Origin of the sequence: Microbulbifer sp., from assembly GCF_051659245.1 — a bacterium.
Taxonomy (GTDB): domain Bacteria; phylum Pseudomonadota; class Gammaproteobacteria; order Pseudomonadales; family Cellvibrionaceae; genus Microbulbifer.
Window position 1 is genome coordinate 56038 of sequence record NZ_JBOFOC010000072.1, and the last position, 14895, is coordinate 70932.

At 61.5% G+C, this 14895-nt stretch carries 13 protein-coding genes; 3 read left to right on the plus strand and 10 right to left on the minus strand.

Annotated elements, in window-relative coordinates; all coding sequences use genetic code 11:
- Positions 1-44 precede the first annotated feature (44 nt).
- Entirely contained in the window at positions 45-1037 is a 993-nt protein-coding gene (locus ACRC0P_RS07260; RefSeq protein ID WP_438629379.1) for an AraC family transcriptional regulator ligand-binding domain-containing protein, read from the plus strand.
- 158 nt (positions 1038-1195) lie between these two features.
- Here the strand turns inward: ACRC0P_RS07260 and ACRC0P_RS07265 are convergent, their stop codons facing one another.
- Complete coding sequence (locus ACRC0P_RS07265; protein ID WP_438629381.1) at positions 1196-1684, minus strand: hypothetical protein; 489 nt, start codon at positions 1682-1684, stop codon at positions 1196-1198.
- A gap of 821 nt (positions 1685-2505) precedes the next feature.
- On the opposite strand from ACRC0P_RS07265, the gene ACRC0P_RS07270 reads away from it, so the two are divergent.
- Both ACRC0P_RS07270 and ACRC0P_RS07275 read left to right on the plus strand, forming a co-directional pair.
- Positions 2506-3627 carry a M14 family metallopeptidase gene (locus tag ACRC0P_RS07270; protein ID WP_438629383.1) on the plus strand — a complete coding sequence of 374 codons (1122 nt, stop codon included), beginning with the start codon at positions 2506-2508 and terminating at the stop codon, positions 3625-3627.
- Between the two features lie 317 nt (positions 3628-3944).
- On the plus strand, positions 3945-5687 hold the full coding sequence (locus ACRC0P_RS07275) for a M28 family metallopeptidase (protein WP_438629385.1): 1743 nt from the start codon (positions 3945-3947) through the stop codon (positions 5685-5687).
- A gap of 128 nt (positions 5688-5815) precedes the next feature.
- Here ACRC0P_RS07275 and ACRC0P_RS07280 read toward each other — a convergent pair whose 3' ends face one another.
- The 9 genes from ACRC0P_RS07280 to ACRC0P_RS07320 form a co-directional block, all read right to left on the minus strand.
- Positions 5816-6190 (minus strand): VOC family protein, encoded by a 375-nt coding sequence (locus tag ACRC0P_RS07280; protein WP_438629387.1) that lies wholly within the window; start codon positions 6188-6190, stop codon positions 5816-5818.
- Positions 6191-6436: 246 nt separating this feature from the next.
- On the minus strand, positions 6437-8074 hold the full coding sequence (locus ACRC0P_RS07285; RefSeq protein ID WP_438629389.1) for an AMP-binding protein: 1638 nt from the start codon (positions 8072-8074) through the stop codon (positions 6437-6439).
- Between the two features lie 87 nt (positions 8075-8161).
- Positions 8162-8485, minus strand: coding sequence for an SCP2 sterol-binding domain-containing protein (locus tag ACRC0P_RS07290; RefSeq protein ID WP_438629391.1), 324 nt, complete (start codon positions 8483-8485; stop codon positions 8162-8164).
- Positions 8486-8675: 190 nt separating this feature from the next.
- Positions 8676-10469, minus strand: a complete 1794-nt coding sequence (locus ACRC0P_RS07295) for an acyl-CoA dehydrogenase C-terminal domain-containing protein (protein WP_438629393.1) — start codon at positions 10467-10469, stop codon at positions 8676-8678.
- Positions 10470-10833: 364 nt separating this feature from the next.
- The gene (locus tag ACRC0P_RS07300; RefSeq protein ID WP_438629395.1) at positions 10834-11886 is read right to left on the minus strand and encodes an AraC family transcriptional regulator ligand-binding domain-containing protein; all 1053 of its coding nucleotides are present in this window, start codon (positions 11884-11886) and stop codon (positions 10834-10836) included.
- A 69-nt stretch (positions 11887-11955) separates the two neighbouring features.
- A complete protein-coding gene (locus ACRC0P_RS07305; protein WP_438629397.1) occupies positions 11956-12159 on the minus strand; it encodes a hypothetical protein in 204 nt (67 codons plus the stop codon).
- A gap of 150 nt (positions 12160-12309) precedes the next feature.
- Positions 12310-13686, minus strand: coding sequence for a class II fumarate hydratase (locus tag ACRC0P_RS07310; protein ID WP_438629399.1), 1377 nt, complete (start codon positions 13684-13686; stop codon positions 12310-12312).
- 38 nt (positions 13687-13724) lie between these two features.
- Positions 13725-14168, minus strand: coding sequence for a DUF4399 domain-containing protein (locus ACRC0P_RS07315; protein ID WP_438629401.1), 444 nt, complete (start codon positions 14166-14168; stop codon positions 13725-13727).
- 80 nt (positions 14169-14248) lie between these two features.
- Entirely contained in the window at positions 14249-14683 is a 435-nt protein-coding gene (locus tag ACRC0P_RS07320) for a hypothetical protein (RefSeq protein ID WP_438629403.1), read from the minus strand.
- Between the last annotated feature and the right edge of the window lie 212 nt (positions 14684-14895).

Genomic DNA, 14895 nt, shown 5'->3' on the forward strand with positions numbered 1-14895 from the left:
ATCGTCACAATGGGGCAGGCATTGGTTAATTTCGGACAGGAGCAGTGAAACCCACCGATTCCAGAAGCGTCACACTGAGCTACACCCGGGCGATCACAGTGGCTTTGCGCAGCCTTAAACTGTCCATCCCGCCGACCGCACAGACTATTTTGGCCGGGATGGACGCTCATCAGCGAGTGCCCATGGGAGTCCAGGAGCAGCTGTGGCTAGCCCTGGCTGAGGCCTATCCGGACCCACTGCTCGGCATCAAGCTGGGGGGAGCCATGCAAATCAGCCAGATGGGCCTGGTGGGCTACCTGCTGATGACTCAGAAAACCCTGGGCGCCGCCGTGGAACAGCTGCTGACCTACCACCCGCTGGTGGGGGAAGGCGGTCAATTCGAACTGCGCCGCAGCGGCCATCACGTGGATCTCTGCTATCAGCCCAACTACCTGCGCTGCGCACGTCTGCGAGTGGAAACCGTACTCTCCGCCTGCCTGGCCCAGGTCCGCAGCATGACCGGGCGCCCCTTTCGACCCCAGGGCCTGCAGTTGGCCTATCCATCTCCCTCCCTGGCACTGCAACAACAGTACCACCAGCTGTTGCAGGCCCAGGTGCAGTTCAATGCGCCTGTCTCCGCCATCCGCCTGCGCCCGCAGGACCTGGAGCTTCCCCTGATGGCCGCGGACCAACAGGTGATGGAGCGCCTCAAGCCGGAGGCGGACGCGCTGCTCAGCACCCTCAATCGCAAAAGTCTGCAACTACAGGTGACCCACCTGCTGCAGCAGGAACCCCAACTCACACGCGAGCAGTTGGCCAGCCGCCTGTGCATCAGTCCACGTCATCTGGGGCGCAAGCTGCTGGAAGAGAAGGCCAGTTTCCGCAAACTCCAGGATGAAGTACGCAGCCATTACGCTCGCCAATGGCTGCGCCGGGGGGACAGGAACAACGCGGAAATCGCAGTCGCTCTGGGATACTGCGACGAGAGCGCCTTCGGTAAAGCATTCCGGCGCTGGACCGGGATGTCACCCAAAGCTTTTAAGATGAGTGGTGAATAGGAAGGGGCTATCAGCGAACGCCCTGGATTTTTCGGGAGAAGCGGCGTTTGGCGAAATCCACTGATACTTCTGTAGGAGCGGCCGCTGGCCGCGATCCGCGGTGGTTCGGCCCCACAAACCAACCGCGACCAACGGCCGCCCCTGCGAGCGCGAACCAATCAGCGCGCGGCGGTGGCACCGGCCTCGGCGGTTACCGCACGCAACGCGGCCAGGTCTTCCAGCCAGACGATGTCCCGCACCGCCACCTGACGACCGGTGTAGCTGGACAGGGCCGCCCCCAACTGCTGCAGATCTTCTCCTCCCGCGGACAATTCCTCCAGCGGAAGCTGCAGCCAGACCTGGCCGTCCTGATCGATCACCGTCTTCGCCTTGTCGGTATCGATGGCGCTCAGGTGGCGGTCGATGGCGGAGCTGCCGCCGGCCGGCAGGTAGATGGTGCCGTTGGTAAAGTCCACCGCGAAGGCCACGATGCCCGGCAGTATGCCGAACAACAGGGCCGCGCCGTCCAGGATCACCACTACCGGGTCCACGCGGCCGCCGGTCTGACCCTTGCGCTCCGGATAGAGGAAGTAGCCGCAGGCGGTGAGGTTGATGGTCAGCGCCAACAGGCAGCTGGCGGCGACGCCGCGCTTGAGTGTTCTGTTCATAACCTGTCTCTCAATAACAACCGTGGATGGCGGGCACGGGCCCGTACAACCGATACGCAGTGTCCTGTCTGGTATTAAATAGTGGTATCAGAGCCCCCCAGATTGTTCACAGTTAGGCGCAGCTCGCAGGGAATGGTCATTCCATTTTCAAGAGCTGCAACGCCGCTGTGGGCAATCTGGGGGGCTCCCTTCGGGCGGGCCGCTAAGCAGCCATCTGCGGCGTTGCACTTGCTTGACGTAGAATGACTACGCCGGCGCAAGTGCGCCTTGCATCTGGCCGCTTAGCGGCCCGCTGATATCACTATTTAATACCAGACAGGACACTAGCTTACCGGTATATCCCGAAAGTCGGAAGTGGCGCCCCCTCCCTCCTAATGTGCCCCAGATCGCAAAGTCAGTATTTACCGGAGAGAAAAAGTCGAACTCCTCCGAATCAAAATGGTCAAAACTTAACCAAACCTGCGCCAACCTCACGCCCCACACCACCAAGCCGCCCCGCAGCTGCCTAAACTTTAAACAGCACCTGATGCGGTATGTAAGGGAGCGGTACACAATTTCTGTCGGTGCGATCTTGCGCACTTGTGTTCAGGCCGGGCAGTGAGCAGTCGCCGGGGGCCGACACCGGAAATTTCAGGGAGCAGTAGTCGCAACAGGTGCCGCCATGGAACGGCGAAAGCGGGGTATCGCGTGAGCGGTGCCCCGCTTTATTTTTTGTCTGTTTGTCCGGTCTTCGGCTGTGGCGGTACGTCCTGTACCGCTATAACTGAAAAATCCTTCGCACCACTGTATCCTGCCCGCGTTATCCAACCCGGAGTGAATACATGTATATCACCAGCGCCTTTGACAGTGGCAATATCGAAGTCGTCAATACCGACTGCAGCCCCATCGAACTGGCGATCCGTCAGGACAACAATTCCGACTTCTACCAGTGGTTTCATTTCCGCCTGGAAGGCGAAGCGGGCGCGAGCTATCCCCTACGCATCGTCAACGCCGGCAAGGCCGCTTATCCGGAAGGCTGGGAAAACTACCGGGTGTGCGCCTCCTACGATCGCCAGAACTGGTTTCGTATCGGCGCCGAGTACGACGGCAACACCCTGGATTTCACCGTGGAGCTGGACCGTCCGGCCATCTACCTGGCCTACTTCGCCCCCTTCTCCTGGGAGCGCCACCTGGACCTGCTGGCCTGGGCCCAGGGGGACGACCGGGTACAGTTGGAGACCCTGGGCCGGACCCTGGATGGCCGCGATATGAGCCTGCTCACCGTGGGCGACCCCGGGACGGCGAAGCACCGGGTATGGATGATCGCCCGCCAGCATCCCGGAGAGACCATGGCGGAGTGGTTTGTGGAGGGCTTTCTGGAAGCCCTACTGGACCCGGCCAACCCCTCGGCGAGGACCCTGCTCGACGACACCGTTTTCTACATAGTGCCCAATATGAACCCGGACGGCAGTGTGCGCGGCCACCTGCGCACCAATGCCGTGGGCGCCAATCTCAACCGCGAGTGGTTGGAGCCCAGTATGGACAGAAGCCCGGAGGTCTACCTGGTGCGGGAGAGAATGCTGGAAGTGGGCGGCGATATCTTCCTGGATATTCACGGGGACGAGGCCCTGCCCTACAACTTCGTGGCCGCCTGCGAGGGCATCCCCGGCTATGACGAGCGCCACGCCAGGCTGGAGGAAACCTTCAAGCGCACCTTTGCCGCCATCAACCCGGACTTCCAGACCGCGCGCGGTTACGAACTGGACAAACCCGGGGAGGCCAACATGACCGTCGGCACCAACTGGTGCGGCCATCAGTTCCGCACCCTGGCGCTGACCCTGGAAATGCCGTTCAAGGACAACGACGAACTGCCCGACCCCATTGAGGGCTGGTCCCCGGCGCGCAGCCAGCAGCTGGCGCGGGATATTCTCTTCCCGATCCGCGAAACCCTGAAGGCACTGTAACCCGGGACCGCGGAGCTCCAGCTCCGCAACGGGCCGCAGGCCCGCGCTGTCTTGTGTAGGAGCGGCCGTTGGCCGCGATCGGCATTGGACCAGAAGGATGTATTCACAGCGTGTCCCGCAAATTACCTCCGGCAGCAGAGTCGCCCATTCATAACTACGGAGTGAAGCCGATCGCGGCCAGCAGCCGCTCCAACAGCCCTAGGCACCCCCATAAAACCTGCTGTGTAACACAGAAATTTCAGCACAGAATCCTTCGGCCTCCGGCGTGCTTTTTGCTACTTTAATCCGCTTCAGAATAAGATTCACAGGACAGCACTATGCAGACCCCACAACTCTGGCGCCGCCTGGGCCTGGCCGCAGCCATTGTCGGCGGCCTGGGTGCCTGTGGCAAAGAAGCCGCAACGCCCGCCTCCCAAACTGAGACCGCCGCACCGCAAGCTGAACAGCAGGAGCAGGCGAAAGCCGGCCAATCGCAGATCGCGCAAATGGCCGCGGACCTGCACAAGCACATCGCAATTCTCGCCTCCGACAAATTCGAGGGCCGTGCCCCCGCCACCCGCGGCGAGGAACTGACCGTCAACTACCTGGCGGAACAATTTGAAGCCCTGGGACTGGAGCCCGGTACCGTCGACGCCGAGGGCAAGCCCAGTTGGTTCCAACAGGTGCCGGTGGTGGAAATGCAGATCGAATCCACCCCGCTGACGATCAAGGGCGAAGATTTCGACAAACAACTGCAGCCGCTCACCGATATGGTCGCCTTCACCCAGCGCCAGACAGAGTCCTCCGCGCTGGAAGACAGCGAGCTGGTATTCGTCGGCTACGGCATCGTCGCCCCGGAAAACGACTGGAACGACTACGCCGGCCTGGACATGGAAGGCAAGACCGCGGTGATCCTGGTCAACGACCCCGGCTACGCCACCCAGGACAAGGCAGTGTTCAACGGCAATGCCATGACCTACTACGGCCGCTGGAGCTACAAGTTCGAGGAGGCGGCACGCCAGGGCGCCGACGGCGCCATCATCATTCATGAGACCGGTGCGGCCGGCTATCCCTGGGAAGTGGTCAGCGGCAGCTGGTCCGGCGCCCAGATCAGCCTGGCCGCGGAAGACAAAAATGCCGGCCGCGTGGCGGTGGAGGCCTGGATGACCGGCGATGCCGCCGGGGAACTCTTCAAGGCCGCGGGCCTGGATCTGGCCGGGGAGATGGAGGTGGCCAAGACCCGCGACTTTGTGGCCAAGCCCCTGGGCCTGAGCGCCAGCGTGCAACTCAACAACCAGCTGCGCACTTCCGATTCCCGCAATGTGGTGGCCAAGCTGCCCGGTGGCAAATTCCCGGACGAAGCCATTATCTACACCGCCCACTGGGATCATCTCGGCATCAATGAAAATACCGGAGGCGAGGACCATATTTTCAACGGCGCGGTGGACAATGCCACCGGCACCGCCGGCCTGCTGGCCATGGCCCGCCAGGCCGCCGCGAAGGAAGACAGGCCGGACCGCTCGCTGCTGTTCGTCGCGGTTACCGCGGAGGAATCCGGACTGCTGGGCTCCAAATACTACGCCGCCAACCCGGTAGTGCCGCTGGCCAACACGGTTGCCGGTATCAACTTCGATGCCCTGGGCGTGCTGGGGCCCATGCGCGATGTGATCGTGGTGGGTTACGGCAACAGCGAACTGGAAAAAATGCTGGGAAAAACCGCCAAACAACAGGACCGCTACCTGGCGCCGGAAGAGCATCCGGAGCGCGGCTACTTCTACCGCTCCGATCATTTCAGCCTGGCAAAGAAGGGCGTACCCATGCTCTATTTCAAGTCCGGCAGCGACAGCTTCGAGCACGGTCGCGAGTGGGCGCAGCAGCAGTCCGAGCAGTACACCGCCCACGCCTATCACAAGCCGGCGGACGAGTACGACCCCAACTGGAACCTGGAAGGCACCGCCATGGACCTGCAACTGGGGCTGGACCTGGGCCTGCAACTGGCCAACAGCCGCGACTGGCCCAACTGGTATAAAGGCAACGAATTCCGCGCGATTCGCGATGCCAGTGCCGAAGTCAGGAAATAGGTAAACAGAAGAAGGGAATCGTAGGGGCGAACCTTATGTTCGCCCGAGCGGGCCTCCGGCCCGCTATGCCGAGCTGGAGCTCGGCGCTCCCAGGATCGCGGCCAGCGGCCGCTCCTACATTGCTGGTATTAGGAACCCGCGTGGGCCCTCTTAATCGCGGCGATATCGATCTTCTTCATCTGTATCATCGCCTGCATCACATTCCCCGCTTTCACCGGGTCCGGATCAAACAGCTTCTCTCCCAGGATCTTGGGAATAATCTGCCAGGATACACCGAACCTGTCCGTCAACCAGCCGCAGGGCTGCTCCTCCCCGCCCTCGGTGAGCTTTTCCCAAAGCCGGTCCACCTCTTCCTGGTCCTCGCAGCTGACGAACAGGGAAATGGCCGGCGAGAGCTGAAACTGCGGGCCGCCGTTCGGGGCGATAAAGTCCTGCTGTTTAGAATCTCGCGAAGAACTCTCCAGGTCGGGAGGGGTGCCTCTTTTCGAAACCGTATAAGGCAAGGGATGCCGATTACGAGCGTACAGGGATGTATTTAAAGGGGGGGGGGCCAGCCCGTGTCCCGGAAAGAGGCACCCCTCCCGACCCCGCGCTGGGCGTGCAGCACCATAGATCGCAAACAGGTTCTTACACAAAAGCGCCGGGGGCTTTGGGTCGTCTTTAGCTGACCCGGAGGGTGAAGCACAGGGAAGTGCTTCATCAAAAAACCCGCTGTCTCCAGCGGGTTTTTTTATTCGGGAGAACGAAAATCAGGCGCTTACCGGCGTCCCGGATTTTTTCAATTCCTCATCGCGCAGCGCCCGGCGCAGAATTTTGCCCACATTGGTCTTCGGCAGTTCTTCGCGAAACTCTACCTGCTTGGGCACCTTGTAGGCAGTCAGGTTTTCCCGGCAGTAGGCAAGCACCTCCTCTTGGGTGAGGGAAGGATCGGCCTTGACCACAAACAGTTTGACCAGTTCGCCGCTCTTTTCGTCGGGGATGCCGATGGCCGCGGCCTCGGCGACCTTGTCGTGGGTGCTGACCACGTCCTCGATCTCATTGGGATAGACGTTGAAGCCGGAGACGATGATCATGTCTTTCTTGCGATCGACGATTTTGATATAGCCGTCGTCCTGGATCACCGCCATATCGCCGGTCCTCAGCCAGCCGTCACTATCGATGGAATCCGCCGTGGCCTCGGGGCGCTGCCAGTAGCCCTTCATTACCTGCGGGCCGCGCACGCATAACTCACCCGGTGAGTTGTTGGGCAGGTCGCTGCCGTTTTCGTCGATCACCTTCACCTCGGTACCCGGTACCGGAACGCCCACGGTACCCATCTGCACCGCTTCGGTGGGGTTGAAGGAAACCACCGGGGAGGTTTCTGTCAGGCCGTAGCCCTCGGTCACCGGGCAGCCGGTTATTTTTTCCCAGCGGTTGGCGGTATCGCGGGTGAGCGCCATGCCGCCGGAACAGGTGGTGTGCAGCTTGCTGAAATCCAGGTTGGCGAAATCCGGGTTGCGCATCAGGCCGTTGAACAGGGTGTTGAGGCCGGCAAAGCCGGTAAAGCGCAGCCCCTTGAGAGTCTTCACGAACGCCGGAATATCCCGCGGGTTGGGGATCAGCAGGGAGTGGTTGCCGGTGGCGAACAGGCACATGCAGTGAATGGTGAAGGCGTAGATATGGTACAGGGGCAGCGGTGCCACATAGAGTTCCGCACCCTCTTTCATGGAGTCGCCCAGGGCCTCGCGCACCTGTTCCATATTGGCCACCAGGTTGCGGTTGGTGAGCATGGCGCCTTTGGCCACACCAGTGGTGCCGCCGGTGTACTGCAGCACGGCGATATCGTCCGGTGTGCGCTGTACGTCGCTGTGTGGCTGCTTGCCGCCCAGGGCCATGGCGTCTCGGAAGTCCACCTGCTTGGCAAAGGAGAACTCCGGCACCATTTTCTTGATGTACTTGGCGACACTGTTGATCAGCAGCCGTTTGACCGGGCTGTGCAGGTCGGCGATTTCGCTGACGATCACCTGCTCGACGCCGGTCTCGGGAACCACCTGGGAGGCGGTATCGGCGATATTGGCGAGCACCACCAGCGCCTTGGCACCGGAGTCGTTGAGCTGGTGCTTCAGCTCGCGCCGGGTGTACAGGGGATTGGTATTCACCACCACCAGCCCGGCGCGCAGGGCGCCGAATACGACTACCGGGTACTGCAGCACATTGGGCAGTTGCACGGCGATGCGATCGCCGGGTTCCAGGCCGGTGTGGTTCTGCAGGTAGGAGGCAAACTTTGCGCTAAGTTTGTCGATATCGCCGATGGAGAGTGTCTGCCCCAGGCAGGTAAATGCCGGCCTGTCACTGAACCTGGCGCAGGCGTCCGAAAATACCTCGAGTATGCTGCGTTCGATGTCCAACTGTCTTCTCCCAGTATTGTTGTCGTTTACCCGCACCTTCCGTTTTTTATAGACGAAATCGCCCAAACTGCGAGGAATACGGACTATTTATTGTTCTTTAGCGCCGAAAATGTCTGCCAAGGAGGCCGCCAGTTCCCGGTCCCCGGTATAACGGATTTCCCCCAGTAGAAGCGCGTGGCGCGCGCTGAGACGGCCATCGATGACCGCGCTGAGTGTGCTCTGGGACATTTCCAGTACCAGCGCCGCCTCCTCCGTATGTCCCGGTTTCTGCACCGCGGCATTGTCGCCGGACTGACTCGGCAGGAGAATGTAAAAATCGCTGGCATCCGGTAGCCGGAACTGTACCCGAGTGAGTGGGTGCAAACAAGTGAGGCGGCGCAGGCGGGCGAGTGTTTGGTCCGGCAGTTGCATGGGGCGGCCAATTCCAAAAATTTTTATGGTTCGTCTCGCCCTTTTGTAGGAGCGGCGGGGCGGCCATCCGCCCATGGCCGCGATCAGGCTTCCCGAGTGATCCAAACACTGATCGCGGCCATGGGCCGCTCCTACCGGGGAGGAACAAAAAACCGCCGGGGCAGCGGCGGTTTTTTATTGGCAACAGGACTCAGAAAGCGAAGTGCTCTGCATCCAGCTCCATCAGGTTGTCGGCGCCACTCAGGATCGCCGCGGCGTGGGCGGCGGTGCGCGGCACTATGCGGTCGTAGAAGAAGCGCGCGGTGGCCAGCTTGGCCTTGTAGAAATCCACCTCTCCGGAGCCCCCGGCCAGTTTGTCATTGGCCACCTTGGCCACGCGGGCCCAGAGATAGGCCTGGACGGCGTAACCGGAGAACATCAGGTAGTCCACGGAGGCGGCTCCCACTTCATCCGGGTTTTCCATCGCCTTGGCGCCAACGTGCAGGGTGAGATCACCCCACTGCTTGTTCAGCTCCTCCAGTTTGCCGATGAACGGGGACAGGGCCTCGTTGTCGACTTCCGTCTGGCAGAACTTGTGCACGACTTTGGTGAAGCGGCGCAGCAATTCACCCTGGCTCATCAGCACCTTGCGACCCAGCAGGTCCAGTGCCTGGACTCCGGTGGTGCCCTCGTAGATGGTGGCGATGCGCGCGTCTCGCACATTCTGTTCCATGCCCCACTCGGCGATATAGCCGTGACCACCGAAACACTGCAGGCCCAGGTTGGCGGATTCGAAACCGGTCTCAGTGAGGAAGGCCTTGGCAATCGGCGTCAGGAAGGCCAGCAGCTCATCGGCTTCCTTTTTCTCTTCCTCGCTGCCCTTGTGGGTGCGGTCCACCTGTTGGGCACACAGCAGGATCAGCATACGGCCGCCCTCGGCGAAGGCCTTCTGGGTCAGCAGCATACGGCGCACGTCCGGGTGCACGATAATCGGGTCCGCCGGGCCCTGCGGATTTTTCGGGCCCGACAGGGCGCGCATCTGCAGACGATCCTTGGCATAGGCCAGGGATTTCTGGAAACCGGCCTCGGCGTGGGCGAGCCCCTGTAGGGCGGTGCCCAGGCGCGCGGTGTTCATAAAGGTGAACATGCAGTTCAAACCCTTGTTCGGCGGACCGATCAGGAAACCTCTGGCGCCGTCAAAGTTGAGCACCGCAGTGGCGTTGCCGTGGATACCCATCTTGTGCTCCAGGGAACCGCAAACCACGCCGTTGCGCTCGCCGACAGTTCCGTCTGAGTTGGGCAGGAACTTGGGCACGATGAACAGGGAGATGCCCTTGGTGCCGGGAGGGGCGTCGGGCAGGCGGGCGAGCACGATATGCACGATATTCTCCGCCATGTCGTGTTCGCCGGCGGAGATAAAGATCTTGGTGCCGGTGATGGCATAGGAGCCGTCCGCGTTGGGCTCGGCCCTGGTACGCAGGATGCCCAGGTCGGTGCCGCAGTGCGGCTCGGTGAGGCACATGGTGCCGGTCCAGGAACCCTCCACCAGCTTCGCCAGGTAGGTTTCCTTTTGCTCCGGAGTACCGTGGGCCTCCAGGGTATTCATGGCGCCGTGGGACAGGCCCGGGTACATACCCCAGGACCAGTTGGCGGTGCCCACCATCTCGCTCATCAGGGTGCCCAGGGACGGGGGCAGGCCCTGGCCACCGTGCTCCACGTCGTGGGCCAGGGAGGGCCAGCCGGCTTCCACGAACTGCTGGTAGGCTTCCTTGAAGCCCTCGGGAGTGATGACTTCGCCGTCCTTCCAGGTACAACCCTGCTGGTCGCCGATCTGGTTCAGCGGCACCAGCACGTTCTCGCAGAACTTGGCGCCCTCCTCCAGGATGGCGTCTACCAGATCCGGAGTGGCTTCCTCGTAGCCCAGGGAAGCGTAGTGCTGATCCCAGTCGAACAGTTCGCGCATGGCGAAGCGCATATCGCGCAGTGGAATCTTGATATCGGTCATCCTGCTACCCTCAATTCGCTGTTGTGGCTCCGATCCCGGGGACCGGCCGGTCAATTTTATGACTCAAATTTACGATTGGTTCATCATAGTGGCAAGTAGGCGGGGGTCACTATGGCGAAATCTGTCCAAAGCGGTGACAAATCGGGGCGGCGGGAGTGGCTCGGGATTTGTCGTGGACTCGGGCAGCCCGCTCAGGCGAATGCCGTGGCGGCCCTGCTACCGGGAGCCGTTCGTTCAACAGCCTCATCGGCAAACGTTTCTCGAACGGCTCCCGATATCAGGGCCTTCGCATCGCGCTCCGGTATTCTTTCTCGAGTCCCGAGTCCCGCAGCCCTGCCGAGCTGGAGCTCGGCGTTCCCAGGGGTTAGCCGGCCTTGCGGCTGCGGTACTCACCCGGGGTGATACCGGTCCATTTCTTGAAGGCGCGGAAGAAGGCGCTGGACTCGTCGAAGCCGAGCATTTCCGCGATCTGCGCGCTGGAAAGGTCCGGGCAGCCGAGGTAGTGAAACGCGGCCTCCATGCGGCACTCGTCCTTCAGCTTCTGATAGGAGGTACCCTCCTGCTGCAGGCGCCTGCGCAGGGTGGTGACCGACATATTCAGGCGCTCCGCCACCACTTCCGCCGCGGGCATGGATTCGCTCACGTCGCGGTTCAGGATGGTCTTTACCTTGGTCTTGATGCTGTTGGCACTGCCGTCGCTGATCACCAGGTGGTAGGGGGCGGTGCGGATAAAGTCCTCCACCGTCTGCGGACTCTGCACCACCGGGTAATCCAGATAGCGGCTGTCGTACTCCAGAGCGTTGGCCCCCTGCTCGAACAGCAGCTCCCCCGCCTCGCTCTGGGCCAGCGTGCGGAATTCCTCCGGGCAGGGAAAGGAAAAGTGCAGCCGCGCCAAAGGAATCTCGCGCCCCACCAGCCAGCAGTAGAAGCGGTGCCATACCGCCAGGGTGGTGCGGATCACTCCCGGGTCCGTCTGCGCGATCAGTTTTTGAAACTCGCCTTCCGCCAGGGAACTGATCCCCCGGATCACCACCCGCTCGCGACCGGTACCGGCGGGCTCCAGGACCGGCTTCACCTTGAAGCCGCGACAGATCTCCATAAATTCCGCACTCAGGGCAATGGCCTGGCGGACGGTTGCGCAGTTGACCACGGTGAGACACAGCAGGCGAAAGGAACCGGAGCGCACCCGACCGCCGCTGAGCATGCCGAACCACTCGTCCTGCACCTGCCACATCACCCGCTGGTAGAGGCGGCCGTATTTCAGCGCGGAAAACGCCGCCCGCCCCTGCAGCTCCGACTCCTCAATGCCGACCGAAGCCAACAGCTCCGCGCGGTCGCAGCCACGCCGCGCCGCCTCCTCCAGCAGCCGCTCCAGGTAGGCGATGGGAATACGGATGTCCTCTTCCGTCACGCTCATCCCGGCACCTCTAAAAAACGTAGCGAGCCGCCACCAGGCGCACCCGAAAGAGGTTGTGGGAGCTGCCCATTACTTCCTGCGCCTGCGCAGCCAGCTCAGCAGAGCACCAAAACCCAGCGCAGCGACGATAATCACCAGCAAAAAAATCAGCAGCAGCACCAGGTAGGAAATCACATCTTCCACCGGGAGGTCCCAGCTCCACACCGCCGCCGCGACAAAGGCGACACAGGCGAGTACGCTGGTGATAAAGGAGCGGCGGGATTTTCTAGCCATGGGAATCTACCGGCGATTGGGGTGAAAATGGACTCACGGTCGGACCCGATAGTCGCCGGAGTCATTGCGGCGCAAAATCCTGAGCCATCCGCTGGCCGGTGTCAAATACCAATGATCAGTTACCGGTTACCAGATACCAACGGACCTTGATCACTGGTCACCGATCATTGATCTGGGGTCCAGCAACCGCTTCAACTCGTCCTCGCCCAGATCGGTCATCTCCCGCGCTACATCCAGAATCGGCCGGCCGCTGCCGTAGGCCTTCTTGGCGATTTCCGCCGCCCGGGCATAGCCGATCACGGGATTCAGCGCCGTTACCAGAATCGGGTTGCGCGCCAGCGTCCGCTCCATATTCCCGCGCTTGACCGCAAAGGTGGCGATGGCCTTGTCCGCCAGCAAGCGCGCACTGTTGGACATCAGGCGGATGCTCTCCAGCAGGTTGTAAGCGATCACCGGCAACATCACGTTGAGCTGGAAATTGCCACTCTGCCCGGCCACGGTGATGGTGGTGTCGTTGCCCATCACCTGGGCCGCAGCCATGGCCGCGGACTCGGCAATCACCGGGTTTATCTTGCCGGGCATAATGCTGCTGCCCGGCTGCAATGCCTGCAATTCGATTTCAGCAAAGCCCGCCAGCGGACCGCTGTTCATCCAGCGCAGGTCGTTGGCGATTTTCATCAATGCCACCGCCAGTACTTTCAACTGGCCCGACACCTCCACCGCGGTGTCCTGGCAGGCGATCGCCGTGAACAGGTTTTCCGCGGGACGAAACTGCTGGGCGCTGTTGGCACTGAGTTTTTGCGCAAACAATTCCGCAAAGCGCGGATGGGCGTTCAGGCCGGTGCCAATAGCGGTGCCGCCCTGGGCCAACCGCGCCAGCCGCGGCAGGGTGCCGCGTATACGCTCGCGGCAGGATTCCACTTGATCCGCCCAGGCGGAAATCTCCTGGGCCAGGGTCATGGGCACTGCGTCCATCAAATGGGTGCGCCCGGTTTTCACCACATCGGCGACGCTGTCCGCCTTGTCGCACAACTGGCGGTGCAGGTGGCGCAACGCCGGCAACAACTCGTCCCGCACCGCCAGCAACGCGGATACGTGAATGGCACTGGGAACCACGTCGTTACTGCTCTGACTCATATTGACGTGGTCGTTGGGGTGCACCTCCACACCGCTGTCCCGCTCGGCGATATGAGCCAATACCTCGTTCACATTCATATTGGAACTGGTGCCGGAGCCGGTCTGGAAAACATCGAGGGGAAACTGCACGGCGAAGTTCTCACCGCTGACGGCATCGCAGGCGGCGACAATGGCGGCAGCCAGTTGTTCGTCCAGCAGGCCCAGGTCGCGATTGGCCTCGGCGGCGGACTTTTTGATCAACACTATCGCGCGAATGAACTCCTCCGGCATCCGGTAGCCACTCACCGGAAAATTGTCGGCGGCGCGCTGGGTCTGTGCACCGTAGAGCGCGCCCTGCGGCACCTGTACTTCGCCCAGGCTGTCTTTTTCGGTGCGGAACTTGTTTTTCATGGCTGGCTGTCCCTGCGCAGAGCGCGCCCGCGCGGTGTCTATTGAACCTCTAGGGTGATCTTCCTGGAAACCACCGGTTTCCTGTGGGGAATGTGCAGGTAGTTGCCCAGTACAAGCTGCAGCGTGTGCACACCCGGCGGCAGGGTAACCTGGGTTTCGGTCTGGCCGCCGCCAAAGTGGATCACCTTGTCCGAAGACGGCAGGGGTTTGGTCAGGTCCGGTATCTCCTCCAGATCGATCAGCAGGTGGTGGTGGCCGGTATCCGCCTTGTTCACACCCGCCGGGGCCACACCCATACCGGAGAGGCCGAAGCGAACCGTGAAAGTCTCGCCGACCTTTTCGCCGTCTTTCGGGGAAATAATGTAGACCTCTGCGCCTTCCGGAGCCTCGGAGATCAGCTCCAGCGCCTTCTGTTCCTGTGCCTGCAACAGAGGGGAAAACAGCAAGGTGCTCGCCAGGAATACGGATTGATAAGCTTTCATAAAAACTCCCTTTGCTGATGCCAATTTAGTAGTAGAAAGGATAATCGCAGCGCATCCACCCCGTGGATTCATATCGCGGGTCATACGCTAACCCTGCCCTCCTGGGTCCACTCGCAGCGCACCTGCATTTCGCCGCTGCCGGGTTCGTGGTAGAGGCCGGTCGCCTCCCAGGTAAAGGAGTGGGTACCGGAGAGCTCGGTTTCCAGGTGCACCGTGGCGGACACCCAGTACATGCCGCGCAACAGCTCCTCGAACTTCTCGATCCAGTGACTCCACTCGTACTCGACCGCGCGGTAGGAAGCACCAAAATGGATTACATCGGTCTGGTACTGGGACTGCTTCACTTTGATAGTGGGAATGGAAAACATATCCCGGCACAGAAGGGGCCGGTCATCGGCGCTTGGCAGGCTGAGCACGGCCTCCCGGTTGACCCGCCGGCGGCCCGAACCGCCGGCCAGACTGTTGCTGTCTTTGATACAGCCGTAGACAATGGATTCCTGATCGCCCTGGACCACTATTCTTTCCCTCAGTGCGGCAGTGCTGGATAAAAATTATCCGACGCAATCAAATCATAGCGTCCCACTTTAACGGCGAAGCGGAGAGAAAGCCACAACCTAGTGTCCTGTATGGTACTAAATAGTGACACCAGCGGGCCGCTAAGCGGCCAGATGCAAGGCGCACTTGCGCCGGCGTAGTCATTCTACGTCAAGCAAGTGCAACGCCGCAG